Source organism: Streptomyces sp. NBC_00271, assembly GCF_036178845.1.
Taxonomy (GTDB): Bacteria; Actinomycetota; Actinomycetes; order Streptomycetales; family Streptomycetaceae; genus Streptomyces.
Genome location: NZ_CP108070.1, coordinates 2077736 through 2093749 on the forward strand (window position 1 = coordinate 2077736; position 16014 = coordinate 2093749).

The 16014-nt window shown below is 68.7% G+C and carries 6 protein-coding genes and 1 pseudogene; 3 read left to right on the plus strand and 4 right to left on the minus strand.

What is annotated here, in order from left to right; genetic code table 11:
- The first annotated feature begins 46 nt into the window (after positions 1–46).
- Positions 47–880, plus strand: coding sequence for an alpha/beta hydrolase (locus OG798_RS10020; protein WP_328756830.1), 834 nt, complete (start codon positions 47–49; stop codon positions 878–880).
- Between the two features lie 31 nt (positions 881–911).
- On the opposite strand, the gene OG798_RS10025 is transcribed toward OG798_RS10020, so the two are convergent.
- Entirely contained in the window at positions 912–1802 is an 891-nt protein-coding gene (locus OG798_RS10025) for a class I SAM-dependent methyltransferase (RefSeq protein WP_328756831.1), read from the minus strand.
- A 54-nt stretch (positions 1803–1856) separates the two neighbouring features.
- Here OG798_RS10025 and OG798_RS10030 point away from each other — a divergent pair, with 54 nt between their 5' ends.
- Positions 1857–3452, plus strand: coding sequence for an alpha-amylase family glycosyl hydrolase (locus OG798_RS10030; RefSeq protein WP_267060988.1), 1596 nt, complete (start codon positions 1857–1859; stop codon positions 3450–3452).
- 431 nt (positions 3453–3883) lie between these two features.
- On the opposite strand, the gene OG798_RS10035 is transcribed toward OG798_RS10030, so the two are convergent.
- Positions 3884–4252, minus strand: coding sequence for a hypothetical protein (locus OG798_RS10035; RefSeq protein WP_267060989.1), 369 nt, complete (start codon positions 4250–4252; stop codon positions 3884–3886).
- A gap of 2 nt (positions 4253–4254) precedes the next feature.
- Positions 4255–11610 (minus strand): ricin-type beta-trefoil lectin domain protein, encoded by a 7356-nt coding sequence (locus tag OG798_RS10040; RefSeq protein ID WP_328756832.1) that lies wholly within the window; start codon positions 11608–11610, stop codon positions 4255–4257.
- Positions 11611–12097: 487 nt separating this feature from the next.
- On the opposite strand from OG798_RS10040, the gene OG798_RS10045 reads away from it, so the two are divergent.
- A complete protein-coding gene (locus OG798_RS10045; RefSeq protein ID WP_328756833.1) occupies positions 12098–15277 on the plus strand; it encodes a DNRLRE domain-containing protein in 3180 nt (1059 codons plus the stop codon).
- Positions 15278–15731: 454 nt separating this feature from the next.
- On the opposite strand, the pseudogene OG798_RS10050 reads toward OG798_RS10045, so the two are convergent.
- Positions 15732–15839, minus strand: a pseudogene (locus OG798_RS10050) (transposase); the annotation flags it as partial.
- Between the last annotated feature and the right edge of the window lie 175 nt (positions 15840–16014).

Below are 16014 nucleotides of genomic sequence, written 5' to 3' on the forward strand. Positions count from 1 at the left end.
TCACGTGACAGATCCCAGGAGCGCCGTACACGACTAGGTTCGAGACATGACCACCAACGACGCACAGCAGATCGAGCGGGCCAACGCCACGGGCCGCGTCCCGGTCGTCTTCGTCCACGGCCTGTGGCTGCTGCCGAGCAGCTGGGACCGGTGGACCGCGCACTTCGAGCAGGCGGGCTACGCGCCGGTCTCCCTGTCATGGCCCGACGACCCCGAAACGGTCGAGGAGGCCAACGCCCACCCGGAGGTCCTCGCAGGCAAGACGGTCGGGCAGGTCGCCGACCATCTGGAGACACTGGTCGGCGGCCTGGAGAAGAAGCCGGCGGTCATCGGCCACTCCTTCGGTGGACTGCTCACCCAGATCCTCGCCGGCCGGGGCCGGTCCGCCGTCTCGGTGGCGATCGACCCTGCACCGTTCCGGGGTGTGCTGCCGCTGCCGATCTCGTCGCTGCGCTCCGCCGCTCCGGTCCTGGGCAACCCGGCCAACCGGCACCGCGCCGTCCCGCTCACCTTCGACCAGTTCCGCTACGGCTTCGCCAACGCGGTGAGCGAGGAGGAGGCCAAGGAGCTGTACGACACGTTCGCCGTGCCCGCGCCGGGCGCCCCGCTCTTCCAGGCCGCCACGGCGAACTTCAACCCGTGGACCGAGGTCAAGGTCGACACCGAGAACCCCGACCGCGGCCCGCTGCTGATCATCTCGGGCGAGAAGGACCACACCGTGCCGTGGGCGATCACGAACGCCTCGTACAAGAAGCAGCAGCACAACCCGGGCGTCACCGAGATCACCGAGATCCTGGGCCGTGGACACGCGCTGACCATTGACCACGGCTGGCAGGAGGTCGCCGACACCGCGCTGGAGTTCGTCCGCCGCTTCGCCTGACCTCCCGGGACATCTCCCGGGACGGCGCGGGTCAGCCGGATCCGGAAGCGGCATCCGAAGCGGCGGCGGAGGCGCCGCCGCTTCGGGTGGCCACGACCATCCGGCATCGCGGGCTGCCGTCACGCCGCCACCCGAACTCGGGCAGCGCCAGAAGCTCCACGTCGAACCCCGCCCGGCTCAGCTCCCGTTGTACGTCGCCGAGCCGGAACGCCCGGTAGTACATGACGAACGGCGGCCGCCAGACGGCGTTGCGCACCCGCATCGCCGTGTCGAAGCCCAACAGGGCCCAGTACCAGGGCGAACTCGGGCGCGGCGGGGCCGTGACGGGGAACGCGAAACGCCCGCCCGGTCGCAGTACGGAGTGGACCTGGGCGAACAGTCCCGGCAGCTCGCGCGGCAGGAAGTGCCCGAACGCGCCGAAGCTGACGACGAGGTCGAAGACGGGGCCGAAGGGCAGGGCACGCGCGTCGCCCCGTACCCACGCGAGGCGCGGCGACATCCCCCGGTCCGCGCCCTCGTACGATCCGGGGCTCGCCCCCGCTCGCGCGCCGGGTCGCGGGCGCGTTCGGCCGCCGGGGAGCGCGACCCCCGGCGCGTCCGCTTCCGTACGCTTCAGTCCCCCCGTACCCGTCCGCTCCCGCCCCACGGCCAGCATCCCCGCGCTGATGTCGACCCCGGTGACGTGCCCCCGGCACAGTCCGCTCAGCACCTCCATGCCCGCGCCCGTGCCGCAGCACAGGTCGAGGCCGTGGTCGAACGGGCCGATGGGGCGCAGCGCACGGGCCACGGCGTCGAGGATCGCGTCCGGAGTCCGGAACGGCGTGTGGTCGAACTTGGGTGCAAGCAGGTCATAGCCGTGCTCGACGGAGGACAGGGCCTGCGCGGCCAGTTCGCGGAGGGTGGGACCTTGCGGGGTGAACATCGCCCTCAGCTTAGGGGCAGCGCGCGCCCCGGGCGCCGGTCTAGGGTCCCGTTCATGAATTCGTTCCGTCCCGCCCCCGCCTGGCTGGCCGACGCCGTCTTCTACCAGATCTATCCGCAGTCCTTCGCCGACTCGAACGGCGACGGCATCGGCGACTTCAACGGGATCGCCGAGCGCCTCGACCACCTCGCGTGGCTGGGCGTGAACACCGTGTGGCTGAACCCGTGCTTCCTCTCACCGTTCCGCGACGCCGGGTACGACGTCAGCGACTACCTGGCCGTCGCGCCGCGTTACGGCTCCCTCGACGACCTGGCCAAGCTGATCGACGAGGCGGGCCGGCGCGGCATCCGGGTCCTGCTGGATCTCGTGGCAGGGCACACGTCCGACGAGCACCCGTGGTTCAAGGCCGCCGCGCACGATCCGACCGACGACCGGTACATCTGGGCGGCCGAGGGCCGTCCCGACGGCTTCGTCCCCTCCCCCGGCAGCCGCCCGGGCGCGTACCTGCCGAACTTCTTCGCCTTCCAGCCCGCCCTCAACTTCGGCTATGCGCGGGCGCATCCGGCCGAGCCCTGGCGCCTGCCGGTCGACGCCGAGGGGCCGCGCGCCAACCGGGCGGCGCTGCGCACGATCATGGACCACTGGCTGGGGCTCGGCCTGTCCGGCTTTCGTGTCGACATGGCCGCCTCGCTCGTCAAGGACGATCCGGACAGGACGGAAACCGCCAAGGTCTGGGCCGAGTTGCGCCACTGGCTGGACGGCGCGCATCCGGACGCGGTGCTGCTCTCGGAGTGGGGCGAGCCGGAGGTGTCCGTCCCCGCGGGCTTCCACGCGGACTTCTTCCTCCAGTTCGGCGGCCCCACCGACGGCCTCGCCCTGCGCTCGCTGTGGAGCAACGGCGAGGGGACGGTCAACGAGAGCTGGGACCCGCTCGACTGCTTCTTCGACCGGAGCGGCCGGGGTTCGCCGCGCCCCTTCCTCGAAGCCTGGGAGAAGGCGTCCACCGCGCTCGGCGCGAGCGGTTTCATCTCCCTGCCCACCGCCAACCACGACTTCTCCCGCCTCAACTGCGGCCCGCGCACGCCCGAGCAACTGCCCGCCGCCTTCGCGTTCCAGCTCACCTGGCCGACACTCCCGGCGATCTACTACGGCGACGAGATCGGCATGCGCTACCTTCCCGGCCTGCCCGACCAGGAGGGCAGCGTCCTCGGCCCCCGCTACAACCGCGCGGGCTCCCGCACACCGATGCAGTGGGACGAGGGCCCGAACGCCGGTTTCTCCACCGCCGCGCCGGACCGCCTCTACCTCCCCGTCGACCCGTCGCCCACTCGCCCGACCGTCGCCGCCCAGCGCGCCGACGAGACCTCGCTCCTCCACCTCGTACGCCGCCTCGTCACCCTGCGCGCCCACACCCCGCAGCTCGGCTCCCGGGGCTCGGTGGAGGTGCTGCACGCCGGCCATCCGTTCGTGTACCTGCGCGGCGGACGGTACCTCGTGGTCATCAACCCACGGGAGCGGAGGGCGAGTTGTGCCTACGACGGTGCCCGCGCCGGGGTGCCTCTGGAGGCCGACGGGGTCACGGTGAACGGCTCCACGATCACCGCCGAGGGATTCGGGTACGGGATCCTCGACCTCGGCCCCGGTCTCTAGGGCGTGTTGGTGGTCGTGGCGGCCTGATGTGCGGTGACGTCCGATCCGACCACTGGAGGCGCAACGCTGACTGCTCGCCCGCCGCGACATCACGAGTCCATGCGAGCAGCATCACCCCACCGGAGCAGTGGAACCCGGCGCCCACCCGACGCGACAGCCTGGCCACCGCCATTCTCACAACCAACCCGCAACAGAGAAACGGGCCGCCGGAGAGACCGACGGACCGTCATGCAAGATCGAGGCCAGGTCTGCTGCTGGACGCGGTTGCCGGTTTTCCTGGTGGCCTTGAGTGCCTTGTCGGCGGTTCTCTTGGCTGCCTCGGCCGCCTTCTCCTTGGCTCTCTGCGCTGCGAGTTTCTCGACTCGCTCGATGGCGAGTTACTTCGCTCTCAGCGCTGCCCACCGGAGGCGATCCGGTGGGCAGCGCTGTTGTCAGGCGTCCTGGGCCCCCTGCTCGAAGAAGGAGCCCTTCTTCAGCCTCTCGTAGGCGGGTCTGGCTCTCGCCATCCACGCATCCACGTCAGCTGCCATCGAGGGGAACTTCTCCTTGAGAGGTTCCGCCAAATCGGCGATCTCCTCCCAGGAGTCGGCCAGGTACGTTTCGCTCTCCAAGCCGATCGCAACGGCCACCCGGAACTGATCGTCCGACTTCAGCCACCGTCTTCCTACCTCGATGATCCGCGCTACATCTTCGGCGTCGATGATCCACGACATAGAGAGCAGCTGCTCGGAGATGTACCCGGGAGTTACGTTCGCAGCCCGGTGATCGACAAGGAAGTCCATGACGTCCTCAACCTTCACGGTCACAACCTCCGGTAAACGCGCCACTCATAGGGGGTCTGGATCGGATCGATGGCACCGCCATCGGCACGCCTCATCGTTCCGAACATGTGTTCAGGATGGATTCCCGTCCCGCGATCGACCAGCTCGAAGCCTGCTTCCTGTATGGCCTCGTCACTGGCCTTTCTGAACTTGTTCGCCCTGGCAGCCGACACGATCAAGGTGCCACCTCTCTCCATGACGCGAGCCGTCTCTGCATTCACTGGGTTGAACCCGTATGGGTTGACGGCATGAACGGTACTGAACGTTCCGTCGTCGAAGGGCAGGTTCTGTGCGTCGGCCTGCATGACGTCGGGGTGGCCCGGATTGAGGTCCACGTTGGTAGCGTGAGGCATCGGGTTGTCGCCCGCGCCCAGGTTGAGCGTGCTTCCCCCGTCCCCTCCGTCTGCCTTGCCGGATCCACCGCTGCCGCTGGATCCGCCGTTGCTCTTGGAGGAGCCACCGGCCGCGCCGCCGGGTTTGGAGCCGCCCGCCTTCGAGCCGCCGCCCTTTCCGCCACCACCGCCGCCGCTGTGGGCCGATACCTTCGGGGCCGCCTTGGACTGGGCCTGCTTCTGGACGCGGTTGCCGGTTTTCTTAGTGGCGGCCAGGGCCCTGTCGGCTGTTCGTTTCGCTGCCTCGGCTGCCTTTTTCTTCGCTCTCTGCGCCGCCAGCTTCTTCGCTCGATCGATCGCGAGCTTCTTCGCTCTCAGCGCCGCCGCCTCGGCCGCCTTCGCGGCCTTCAGGACGAACTCGGCTGCCTTCTTGGCCGCCTTGAACGACTCGATCGCCTTGATAGTGCGGTTGACAGCCTTGATGACGGACGGGATCTTGCCGAGCTTCGACCACGGGATCGCGTCGACCGCGATGCCGACACAGGACCACATGTCGCCGCCGAAGCACGCCATCGCGTCGTTGATGCCGATGAAGTCCTTCAGCGTCTCCCACGCCACGGCCAGAATCACCGAGGTAAGGGACTTGCCCATCATCGACTGCGCCTGAGCGACCTGCGCCGCCGACAGACCCGCGCCCGCGAGGGCCGCGGCCTGCTCGGAGGCCGACAGCGAGATGGCCAGACCCGACGGATCGGACATCGTCACCGGGTTGTTGTGCGCGTAGGCGTACCCGTTGGACTGCAGGACGTCGTTCAGGTCCAGCACCGGGTCGGCGGACAGGAAGCGTCCGACGACGGGGTCGTAGAGGCGGGCGCCCAGCGGCTGGTAGCCGGAGGCGTCGTCCTCGGTGGCACCGAGGAACCCGGTGTGGGCCTGCAGGTTGACGCCGGCCGTGTCGGTGCCGCGCTGGTTGCCGAACGGGTCCTGCTTGCGGATCCGCACCGGCATGTTGCCATTGAGGGCGACTTCGGCGTAGGTGCTGCCCTGGTGGTCGCCGGTGAGGGCGACCAGGGTCTCACTGCCGGTGCCGTAGGCGTAGCGCATGACCGCGCCGCCGGGGGCGGAGTAGGTGCGCTGGGTGTTGACCAGGACGCCGCCCTTCTGGACGGTGACCTCGGCCTCGCCCAGGTACAGCGTGGCCTGCTTGCCCTTGATCGTCATCAGGCGCGAGCCGTCAGGGCCGTAGACGTGACGGGTGTCGTTCTGTGGCGCCCACTGCTGCTCGGCCTTCGTGGCGTCACAGGTGGCGAGCACGATCGGGGTGGAGTTGGCAGAGTTGGCGCCCGTGACCGCCAGGCAGAGGGTGGAGGAGAGGTGGGTGAGCTGGCCGGAGGTGTTGCGCTTGAGCTCCTGGCCGGCCGAGCCGTCGCACTTCCGTAGCTGGACCGCGGATCCGACCGTGTTGGCGGCCGGCTGCACGCACCAGTTGTCGTAGACGTTCAGCGTGCCCCGGTCGGGGTTGGTCTGCGTCGCGCCCGGCGAAGGGGTGAAGCGCCAGTTCTGTGCCGGGGAGGCGTTACAGGTGTACAGCTGGATCGCCGTCGCGGCGACCACGAGGCCACCCTTGAGGTCCAGGCACTTGTCGGCGAGGCCCACGTACGGGGTCTTGCCGCCGGTGCCCTGGCCGGTGATCCGGTCGATCTGGCCGTCGTAGGTCCAGGACAGCGACTGCTTGTCGCCGTTCTCGACGGAGGTGACGGTCTTGGTCTCGCCGGTGAGCTCGTACAGACGCTCCGCTTCGGCCTTGACCTGCGCGCCCGCCGGCGTGGTGTAGGTCTTGGACACCTTGGTCAGCGTGTGCGGCTGGGTGCCGTCGGCCTTGCCGTAGGCATAGGTGGTCGTGGCGTCCTTGCCGGTGTTGCCGGTGAGGTCCTTCTCGGTCAGCTTCTTGCGGTTGCCGAGCAGGTCGTACTCGTACTCCTGCCAGTAGCCGGAGTTGTCCTTGCCGGCCGCCACGTTGAGCGTGCCGTCACTGTTCTTCGGAGCCGTGCAGGCGCTCTGGTCCTTGGAGGTCCAGGCCGACTTCAACTGACCCAGCGGGTCATAGGTGAAGCACTGCCGCTCCTCGATGCCGGTGGAGCCCTCCTGGATCGAGGTCACGTTGCCGGCCGGGTCGTAGGCGTACGACCGGTTGGAGACCAGCCACGGATTGTTCGGGTTCTGGCCGACCAGGCTCTTGTCCCCGGTCTGCTCGCGGAAGACCGACTGCTGCTTGAGCTCACCGCTGGACTCGTCGAACGTGTTCTGCGTCCACACCCGGTAGGGCTGGGCACCGAGCGTGGAGCGCAGCACCTGGCCGTAGGGGTCGTAGACCGTCTCGGAGCCGTACCAGTCCTTGCCGGAGACGGAGAGCGGGTTGCCGTCCTTGTTGTAGCGGACGACGAGCTTCTCCTCGCCGAGCTTGCCGATCTTCGGGAGGGTCGACTCCTCCAGCACGCCGTTGTCGCTGTACTTGTAGGAGTACTTGTACGACGTGTCCAGGCCCCAGGTGTCCTTGACGGACTGCGGCAGGGTCAGCGTGGTCGAGGTCGGCTGGTAGTCCTTGGTGTAGCCGTCGACCTGCTGGGTGTACGCCTCGGTGTCGGTGTAGCGGGTGGCGGTGTAGGGCATGCCCTTGCCGCCGGGCGCCAGGTCGTAGGTGAAGCCGGCCAGGAGCGGGCCGTCCGCGGCGTTCAGGTGCTGTTCCGTGGGCCGGGACAGGATGTCGTAGTTGTTCCAGACCTCGACGCCGCGGGCGTTCTTGGTGTGGAGCGCGCGGTCGTACTTGTCGTACCACGTCGACGTGGTGCCCGTGTCGGGGTCGGTGGCGGTCTCCTGACGGCCGCGGTTGTCGTAGGTCCACGACCACGCGTGCGTGGCGTCGGCGGTGTTGTACGCCTTCACCATCTGGCCGCGCGTGTCGTACTCGTACTTCATCGACGTGAAGCCGCCGGGCGCGTCCGAGTTGAACGTGTCCACCCGCTTCGTGCGCCCGAGGGCGTCGGTGTAGACCCGGTAGGAGGAGGCCCCCTGCGGGTTGACGACCTTGGACCAGTCCAGGCCGTACTCGTAGCGGGTGGCCCGCGCCGGGACCGGCTCCGACTTGGACTCGTGGGTCAGCGGGTCCTCGACCTTGAGGACCGGCGTCTCCTCCAGCACGCGGCCGGAACCGTCGTAGGTGTAGCGCGTGATGTTCGGGACGACCGTGTCGCTGACCGGGCTGAACAGCTCACCGAGCTTGGCCTCGTACGTCAGGTAGGCGTTGTTGGTCTGCCACACCTCACCGGAGCTGTTGTACAGCGTGTCGGTGATCAGGTAGCCGCCGCCGTCCGCCTCCTCCTGCGTCTGCCGCTCTCGGCCGAGGCCGTCGTAGACGGTGACGGAGGTCTCGATGCGGTTGTTGTAGCCGCGGGTGTAGGTGGTGACGTACGAGGGCTTGCGTTCCTCGCCCTCCTTGTACTCCGGGATCGTGTAGACGGCCCGGAAGTCCGGCACAGCCGTGTCGGAGGGGGTGCGGTCCGCCGCCCAGGCCTTCGCCAGCCGGCCCAGCGGGTCGAACTCGGCCTGCGTGACGTGGTTGTTGGCGTCGGTCGTCTTCAGGGTCGTGCCACGGCCCGGCTCCACGTCACGTGTCTCGGAGTGGCCGACGGCGTTGGACTCGACGACCTGGAAGACCTGTCCGAAGGCCGGCTTGTAGGTGATGGTGCCGGAGGTCTTGTAGTCCCGGTCGGTCATGCGGGTCACACGGCCGACGTCGTCGAACTCGGTGGTGCCGCCGGTCTGCCAGGCGGTGCCGGCGCCGTTGATCGACCAGGACTCGGTGGCCTCGCCCTGGGTGGCGTCGGCGAGCGCCGTGCCGTAGGCCTGGCCGTCGTACGCGGTCCGGGTTCCACCGGTCAGCGTGCTGAGGTTGGTGAAGTCGGCGGCCGCACAGGTGGTCGGGGAGACCAGGACCTGCTTGGACAGACCGATGAGGTTCTTGGCGGTCTGGTGGACGTACTCCGACTTGGTGCAGGACTCGTCACCGGTCTTGCCGGTGTCGCCGAGGGACTCCACCAAGGTGGGCAGACCGTAGGTCGGCTCGTAGGTGGTGCTCGTCTTCACGACCCGCTCGGGGCGGGTGTCGTCGCTGTTGGTGCCGGAGGACTTGGTGTACGCGATCTCGGTGGGTTCGGTGACGCGCCAGGCGCGCAGCGGGTCCAGGCCGTCGTCGCGGTCGCGGTGGGCCAGTTCGGTGGCGGCCGGGACGGTGACGCTGCGGGAGACCCAGTCGGTGTCGGCGTCGTCCGCCTCGTCGTAGTCGAGCTCCTCGGCGATGCGGCCGGCGAACGCCTCTTTGTCCTTGGCGATCTCGGCGCCGGTGACGTCCTTCATCGACACGGTGTCGCCCATGCCGCGGAAGAAGCGGGTGACCGCCTTCGATCGCTTGGAGCCGATGTCGGCGTTGTCCGCGCCCGTGATCACCGTGGTCTGCTCGACGCCGGCGAACTGCGAGTAGGTCCGCGTGGACTTCTTCGTGAACTCCGCGTCGGCGAGCTTCCAGCCCGGGTTCTTGTACTCGTACGCCGTTTTCGTCGCGAACGCGCCGTCGACGTTGGGGAGTTCCTCGATGGAGTCCACCACGTACTTGTGGAACCAGTCGATGTCCTCGACCTCGGGGTCCGGGGACCAGAACGACGGGTAGCACAGCCGGGTGTTGGCCTTGAGCGCGGCCGTGTCCTTCTTGTCCGGCAGGTTGGTGCCGGTGGCGCAGTCGTCGGCGACCGGCTTGTAGGTGACGACGGTCTCGCCGCCGTACTCGTTGATGACGCGGCCCATGCGCAGCCGGGAGAACCCGGGGCGCGGGTCGTTCGGGCGCATCACCCGGTTCGGCATGTCCTCCGCGTTGGACTCGAAGCGCACCGCGTTGAGGGTGGCGCTCTTGCCGTCGCGGTCGTAGCCGGTGCGCTGGACGGACTCCAGCCACAGGGCGGTGTTCGGGCCGGTCTTGAGGACCGGGAAGCTCTGCTTGAGGGTGTGCTTGTCCACCACCTGGCGGACGGTGGTGTTGGTGAGTCGCTGCGCCTCGGTGGTGATCTCTGTCAGGCGCTTACGGCTCCAGAAAGACGGGCCCGCGTTCCAGCACTTCCTCGTGTAGGTCGAGGTGACGGGCTTGCAGTTCAGGTCGGCCGGGGTGTCGTACCAGATGCGGTACTTGCCCGGGTCCTTGTCCTCGAAGTTGGTGTCCGAGCAGGTCAGCGTGGCGCTCTCGGGCAGGCAGCGCTCCTCGACCTTGAACTTGACGCTGGCCGGGGCGGTCGCGGTGAAGAGGGTGCTCGCGCGCTGGCCGTAGTCGATGTGGTCGAGCCACCCGTCGCGGTCGTAGGCGACCGGCTTCTTGAAGTCGAAGTTGCGGGCGTAGTAGTTCTGGTCCTTCTTCCACCACAGGGACATCGCGTTGCCGTGGACGTCCTCGACGTAGTCGAGGTTCCAGCGCCAGCCCTGGGTGCAGCCGGAGTCCTTCCAGTCACCGGCCTTGTAGCAGTCCTCGCCCTCGTGGTTGCCGTACACGGGCACGGTCAGCACGGAGTCGGTGACGGACCGGCCGGAGGTCCAGCCGGGCAGCTTGTGCTTGCCGAAGTGGTACTTGGTGCCGTCGCGCGTGGTGACGACCCAGTACTCGCCCTTGTAGGCGCCGTTGCCGTTGTCCGCATCGAAGAGCCGCTCCACCTTGGAGCCGTCGCCGTTGGCGGTGAACCACTTGCCCTGGTCCTTGTCCCAGACCAGCTCGGTGGTCATGCCGCCCAGCGACAGGGTGGCGTTGTTCGAGCCCCAGCACAGGTCCGCGGTGCGGTGGGTCTTGTTGTTGGAGCCCTCCTTCTTGGAGTCCTCACGGCAGTTGACGTACGTCCGGGTGATGGAACCCGGGTTGTAGTCCCAGCCGTCACCGATCCAGGAGGCCTGGTTGTTGGTGGCGGAGGTGCGGCCGTCGACGGACTGCGAGGAGTAGCCGAGGGACACCTTCGGCATCAGGCCGCCGGCGGTCTCGGGCACCTGCACGTCGTACGAGTAGGTGAACGCGCCGGACGACGACCCGGCCGCCCAGGAGCCGGAGGACAGCAGCGGGCTGGCGGTGAAGTCGCCGGAGGCGGAGGCGCCGGTGTCCATGGCGCCGACGACCTGCGGGCCGGAGGTGTCCACGACCGGCAGGACGTCACCGCTGCGGAACGACGCCGTGCGCGCGGAAGCGCCGGACGTCGTCGAGCCGGCGTTGTCCCCGAGCAGGTCGGAAACCGGGACGGAGCCGGTGAGGATCTTGCGGGTGGCGGCTTTCTTCGCGGCGGTGGACTTGGTGGGCGCCTTCTTCGCGGGGACCACCTTGACCGAGCTGCGCAGCCGCTCGGGCTGCTTCTCGGTCTTGCCCGACATGGTCGTCGTACCGCTGTCGGCGGCGCAGTCGCCGGTGTCGGGCGCGTCGATGACGCAGTTGGGCAGCAGGACGAGGCCGAAGCGGGTGGCGGCCTGCGGGCCGTAGAGGTCGGCGAAGCCGGTGGTGTCGACGGCGAGCGAGACCTGTGCGGTCGGGTCGGCTGTGGCCGGCGGCGTGACCTTCATGATCATGCCGGAGACGTTCGCGTCCTGGGACGCGCTCGGCGCGGCCAGCTCGACCTTCCAGTCACCGGCGAGTGCGGTCGGATCGGCGCCCGCGGGCACGCCGACGGCGATCGGCAGGTCTTCGACAGGGACCGTGGTGCCGGGCGCGGTGTCCGTCTTCAGCGTGGCGACACCGGTGTCCTTCGTCCACGGCGTCACAGCGCTCGGCGTGTACGGGACGACGGGGACCTCGGGCGCGGTGGTGAGGTTCTTCTCGGCTTCCTCGTCCGCCGGAAGCGCGGTGCTCTCCGGCAGGTCCGGGAGCTTGACCTCCTCACGCGTCATGCCCGGGCCGGGTATCGCCCACGCCTCCGCCCCGAGGCTGCTCACCATCAAGGCCGAGGACAACAAAAGGACGGTCGCCACACGGCATTGCCGGCGGCGCCGTCGTTGTGACTCCGTCATGGCTGGGCGTCCCCGCCTCAGCCATGACGGTGGACTTTGAGCACGCATACGCGTCGACCCCACCAAGGCGAAAAACAACAGATGGAGACCGAACCCTCTGTCATGACCGCCACACGATTCAAGATCAGCCGAGGACCGTTCACGGTGGGCGATGTGATCTCCACCACGGGACGAGGCCTGCCGCGTCGCCATACTCGTGGATCAATCCGACAGGATGCCGAAAAAGCTTGCGCATGACCGCACTTCGGGTGATCAAAAGCTGCAAATAGTACATGGTCAATTCCTGGTCAAGCACCCCCCACGAAAACGTCACAGATTCATAAATTATTCATATGTGGACCTGGTGTGCCGAACGTGTGATCGTGTCCGCGCCCATGCCCAATCCGCCTGGTCCACACGGGAGTAGACCGCCGCCGTGTCCGCGCCGCCTCGTTTTCTCAGCCCCTTCGTGCGCACGCGCACCAGGCTGGCTCTCACCCTCGGCCTCGTACTGGCCGCCCTGACCGCCGCGCTGCTGCCCTGGTGGCAGCCTGACGAACCCTCACCACCACAAGCCGGCAAAGCCACCGAAGCACGGCAGGCCGCGACCGGCCCGCGTGACGAGGAGGCCGCCCAGGCCGAGGCCCGGCGCACCCACAAGCCGGTCCTCGTCGACACCGCCACCACCGCCACCTCCCAGACCTGGGCGCAGCCGGACGGCCAGTTGCGCATGAAGGTCACCGCCACTCCGACGCGGGCGAAGACCGCGAACGGCAAGTGGGCGCCGATCGACAACCGGCTGCGGCGCGTGGAGAACGCCGTCCGCGGCCTGGGCGTCCAGCCGGTCAACCCCGCCCAGCCGGTCCGCTTCTCCAGCGGCACTCCCGGCAAGACCACCACCCGTGCCGACCGCTCCTTCGCCCGCCTGCCGCTGGCCGACGAGCCGCAGACGCAGGAGACGGTGCTGGCCGAGGTGGACATCGCCGGACACACCGTCGCCTACACCTGGCCCGGGCAGCTGCCCGAGCCGGTGCTCGACGGCCCGCGCGCCCTCTACTCCGAGGTGCTGCCGGGCGTCGACCTGCTGCTGGTCGCCCGCGAGGAGGGGGGTTTCGCCCAGCTGCTGATCGTCAAGAACAAGGAGGCCGCGCAGAGCAAGGCACTGGCCACCGTGGCCTACGGGCTGCGCTCGAAGACGGCCGTCTTCCACCACGACGAGAGCACCGGCCGCATCCTGGTGCAGGACGGCTCCGGCAAGGAGATCGGCTCCATCCCGACCCCCTTCGCCTGGGACTCCAACGGCCGTGACCCCGAGCTCGACGAGGGTGAGGGCAACCCGCGCACGTCCGTCGCCACCCCGGCCGACGTGCTGAAGCTGTCCGGCCTGACCGGCATCGAGCCCGGTGCGCACAGCGCCCCGATGCCCGTCCAACTGACCGGCGACGGCACCGGCGCCGCCCGCCTCGACCTGCACGCCGCACAGGCCGGCCTGTTCACCGACGCCGATGTGAAGTTCCCGGTGTACGTCGACCCAACGCTCAACAGCGGCTGGCTGGCGTGGACCGTGGCCTACAAGCCGTACCCGAACACCAGCTTCTGGAACGGCACCAACTTCAGTTCCGGCACCTCCGACGCCCGCGTGGGCCACGAGAACGAGACCGGCGGCACCGCCCGCTCCTTCTGGCGGATGAACTACAGCACCAGCCTGAAGGGCGCGGACATCACCTCCGCGACCTTCAAGGTGCTCAACAACCACTCCTGGTCCTGCACCACCCGCGAGTTCCAGTTCTGGCTGACCGGGGCGATCTCCTCCGGCACGACGTGGAACAAGCAGCCGAGCTGGTCCACCGAGATCCAGCGCAAGTCGTTCGCACACGGCTGGTCCTCGTCCTCCTGCCCGGACGACTACGAGGACTTCAACGTCAAGGCCGCTGCCCAGAAGGGCGCGGACGGCGGCTGGTCGAACATCACCTTCGGCATGCGCGCCACCAGCGAGGGCGACGTCCAGACCTGGCGCAAGTTCAATGCGACCAGCGCCGCGATGGACGTGGTCTACAACCGACCGCCCGCCACGCCGTCCAGCGTCTCCAGCACACCCGGCGGCACCTGCAACCAGACCACCGCCGGGGCTACCGTCGGCAAGACCAACCTGGTGCTGTCGGCGAAGTCCTCCGACCCTGACGGCAACCTCAAGGGCCTGCGCTTCCGGTTCTGGAAGTCCGGCGCCACCACCCCGGCCGGCACTCTGGTCACCAGCCTGTCCAGCGGCAAGGGCACCCTGACGATCGCCTCCAGCACCCTGGTCGACAAGGGCGTCTACTACTGGGACGTGCGCGCGGAGGACAGCAACTCCCCAACGGCGGTGTCCGCCTACTACCCCACCAGCGGCAACCGCTGCACCGTCACCGTCGACGGCTCCGGCCCGCCGCCGCCCACCGTGGACAGCGACACCTTCCCCGAGGCCACGCCCAACGCCCAGACCTGGGCGAAGGCCAAGTTCGGCCAGACCGGTGCCGTCACCTTCACCTCCGAGGGCGCGTCGAAGTTCCGGTGGTCCATCGAGGGCAACAACCCCCTCGATGTGCCCGCCACGAACAGCACCGCCACCCTTCCCGCCTTCGCACCGGCGCACGCGGGTCCCAACACCCTCCAGGTGTACGCCTACGACTCCCTGGGCAACCCCAGCAAGCGCACGGACTACTCGTTCTTCGTGCCGCCGAGGGACACGGCAGACGGCCCCATGGACACGGGCGGCGACAACACACCCGACCTGCTGATCGTGAACGCCGACGGCAACCTGCGCACGTGCGTGGGCGGTGAGAACGGCGACCTGTACAACTGCCTGGCCGCCTCGTACGACGCCGACAAACAACCCGACCCGGAGGGCCACTGGTACGACCCGGCCACCGGCAAGGCGGCCCTGATCGCCCACTACCAGGACACCTACCCGGGCGACGGCTCCACCGACCTGTTCGCGGTCTCCCCGGACGGCCACTTCTGGCTCTACCCCGGCGACGGCTACGGCAGCTTCGACGTCACCCAGCGCCTTGAGATCCGCCTGCCCTCGAACGCTCCGGCGCCCTCGACGTGGACGCAGATCAAGGCCGTCGGCGACATCACCGGCGACAAACTGCCCGACCTCGTCCTGCGGGCCGGTGCCCAGTTCTGGACGCTGTCCGGTTACACCGGCGCCACCTTCCAGACGGCCACGTTGATGAACGACAACGCCTGGGCTCGCCGGGAGATCGTCAACGTCGCCGACATCAACGGCGACAGCACTCCCGACCTGCTGTGGCGCAACCTGGACAACGGCAACATGTACGACCGCCAGGGCAAGCCCGGCGCCGTCACCGGCAGCGTCGACCTGGAATCGCTCAAGGTGGCAGCCAACTCCCTCACCGGCGCGGACGAGCCCTACGGCACCGGCTGGACCGAGGCCAACGTGCCCACGGCCATCGGCATCCCGGACGTCAACAAGGACGGCATCCCCGACATCTGGGGCCGCCTCGCCTCCGACGGCTACACCCGGATCTACAACCCGTCCCGGACGAACACCAACGCTGCGGTGAAGGTCGTCCTGTCGGTGAACTGGAACACGGTCAAGGCCTTCGGCTGACGCTCCTCGTACCACCGGGCCCCGGCCTCCTCTGCACAGAGGGGGCCGGGGCTCGACCGTTTCTGCGGGCTCACTCAGCGGCGAACCGTTCCTATGGCTTGAGCGCTCCCCCACTGCCTTAAGGGCGTGGGAGGTACCTCCAGGTCCCCGGCGTACTCAACCCCGGGGCAGCGACACGCATCCTGTGCGTGGTCCGGGCCCGGGAGGCCAGTTCCCTGCGCGACCTGACCATGTGGATACGGCCAGAGGCAACGGGGAGGCCCTGAACCATCACTCCGGTGGAGCAGGGGCCCCGCACGCTGGCACCGCACCCGGCGTCCCAGATCGCACGATCACGTTAACCCGATCGGCCCAGGGCGCCGCAAGCCCGAAAGCCGACCATCACACGATCGAGCTAAGACGACCTCACCCATGCTCCCCGACCAGCAGTTGCGAACCCCTCCCCAGCCGCCGCAGCTTCTCCCTGGCCTCGGGAGGGCTGTTCACCGCGGACCGAGGATCCCGAACTCCTGGTCGCAGGAGCCAGGCCCGCGTAGAAGGCCAGGTGGGCGGCGGTCGGGAAGTTGGACATCGTCGACCAGACGTTCGTCCGCAGGCCGATCAGCCTGATACACGCCAGGGCCCCGGGGCCCGTTCCAGACCGGGGTGGATCTGGGTGAGCAGACCGCGGAGCCGGGTGGACATTCGGGTGGCTTCGCCGGCCAGATCGTCGTCGAAGCCGACAGAGACGGTCGTCG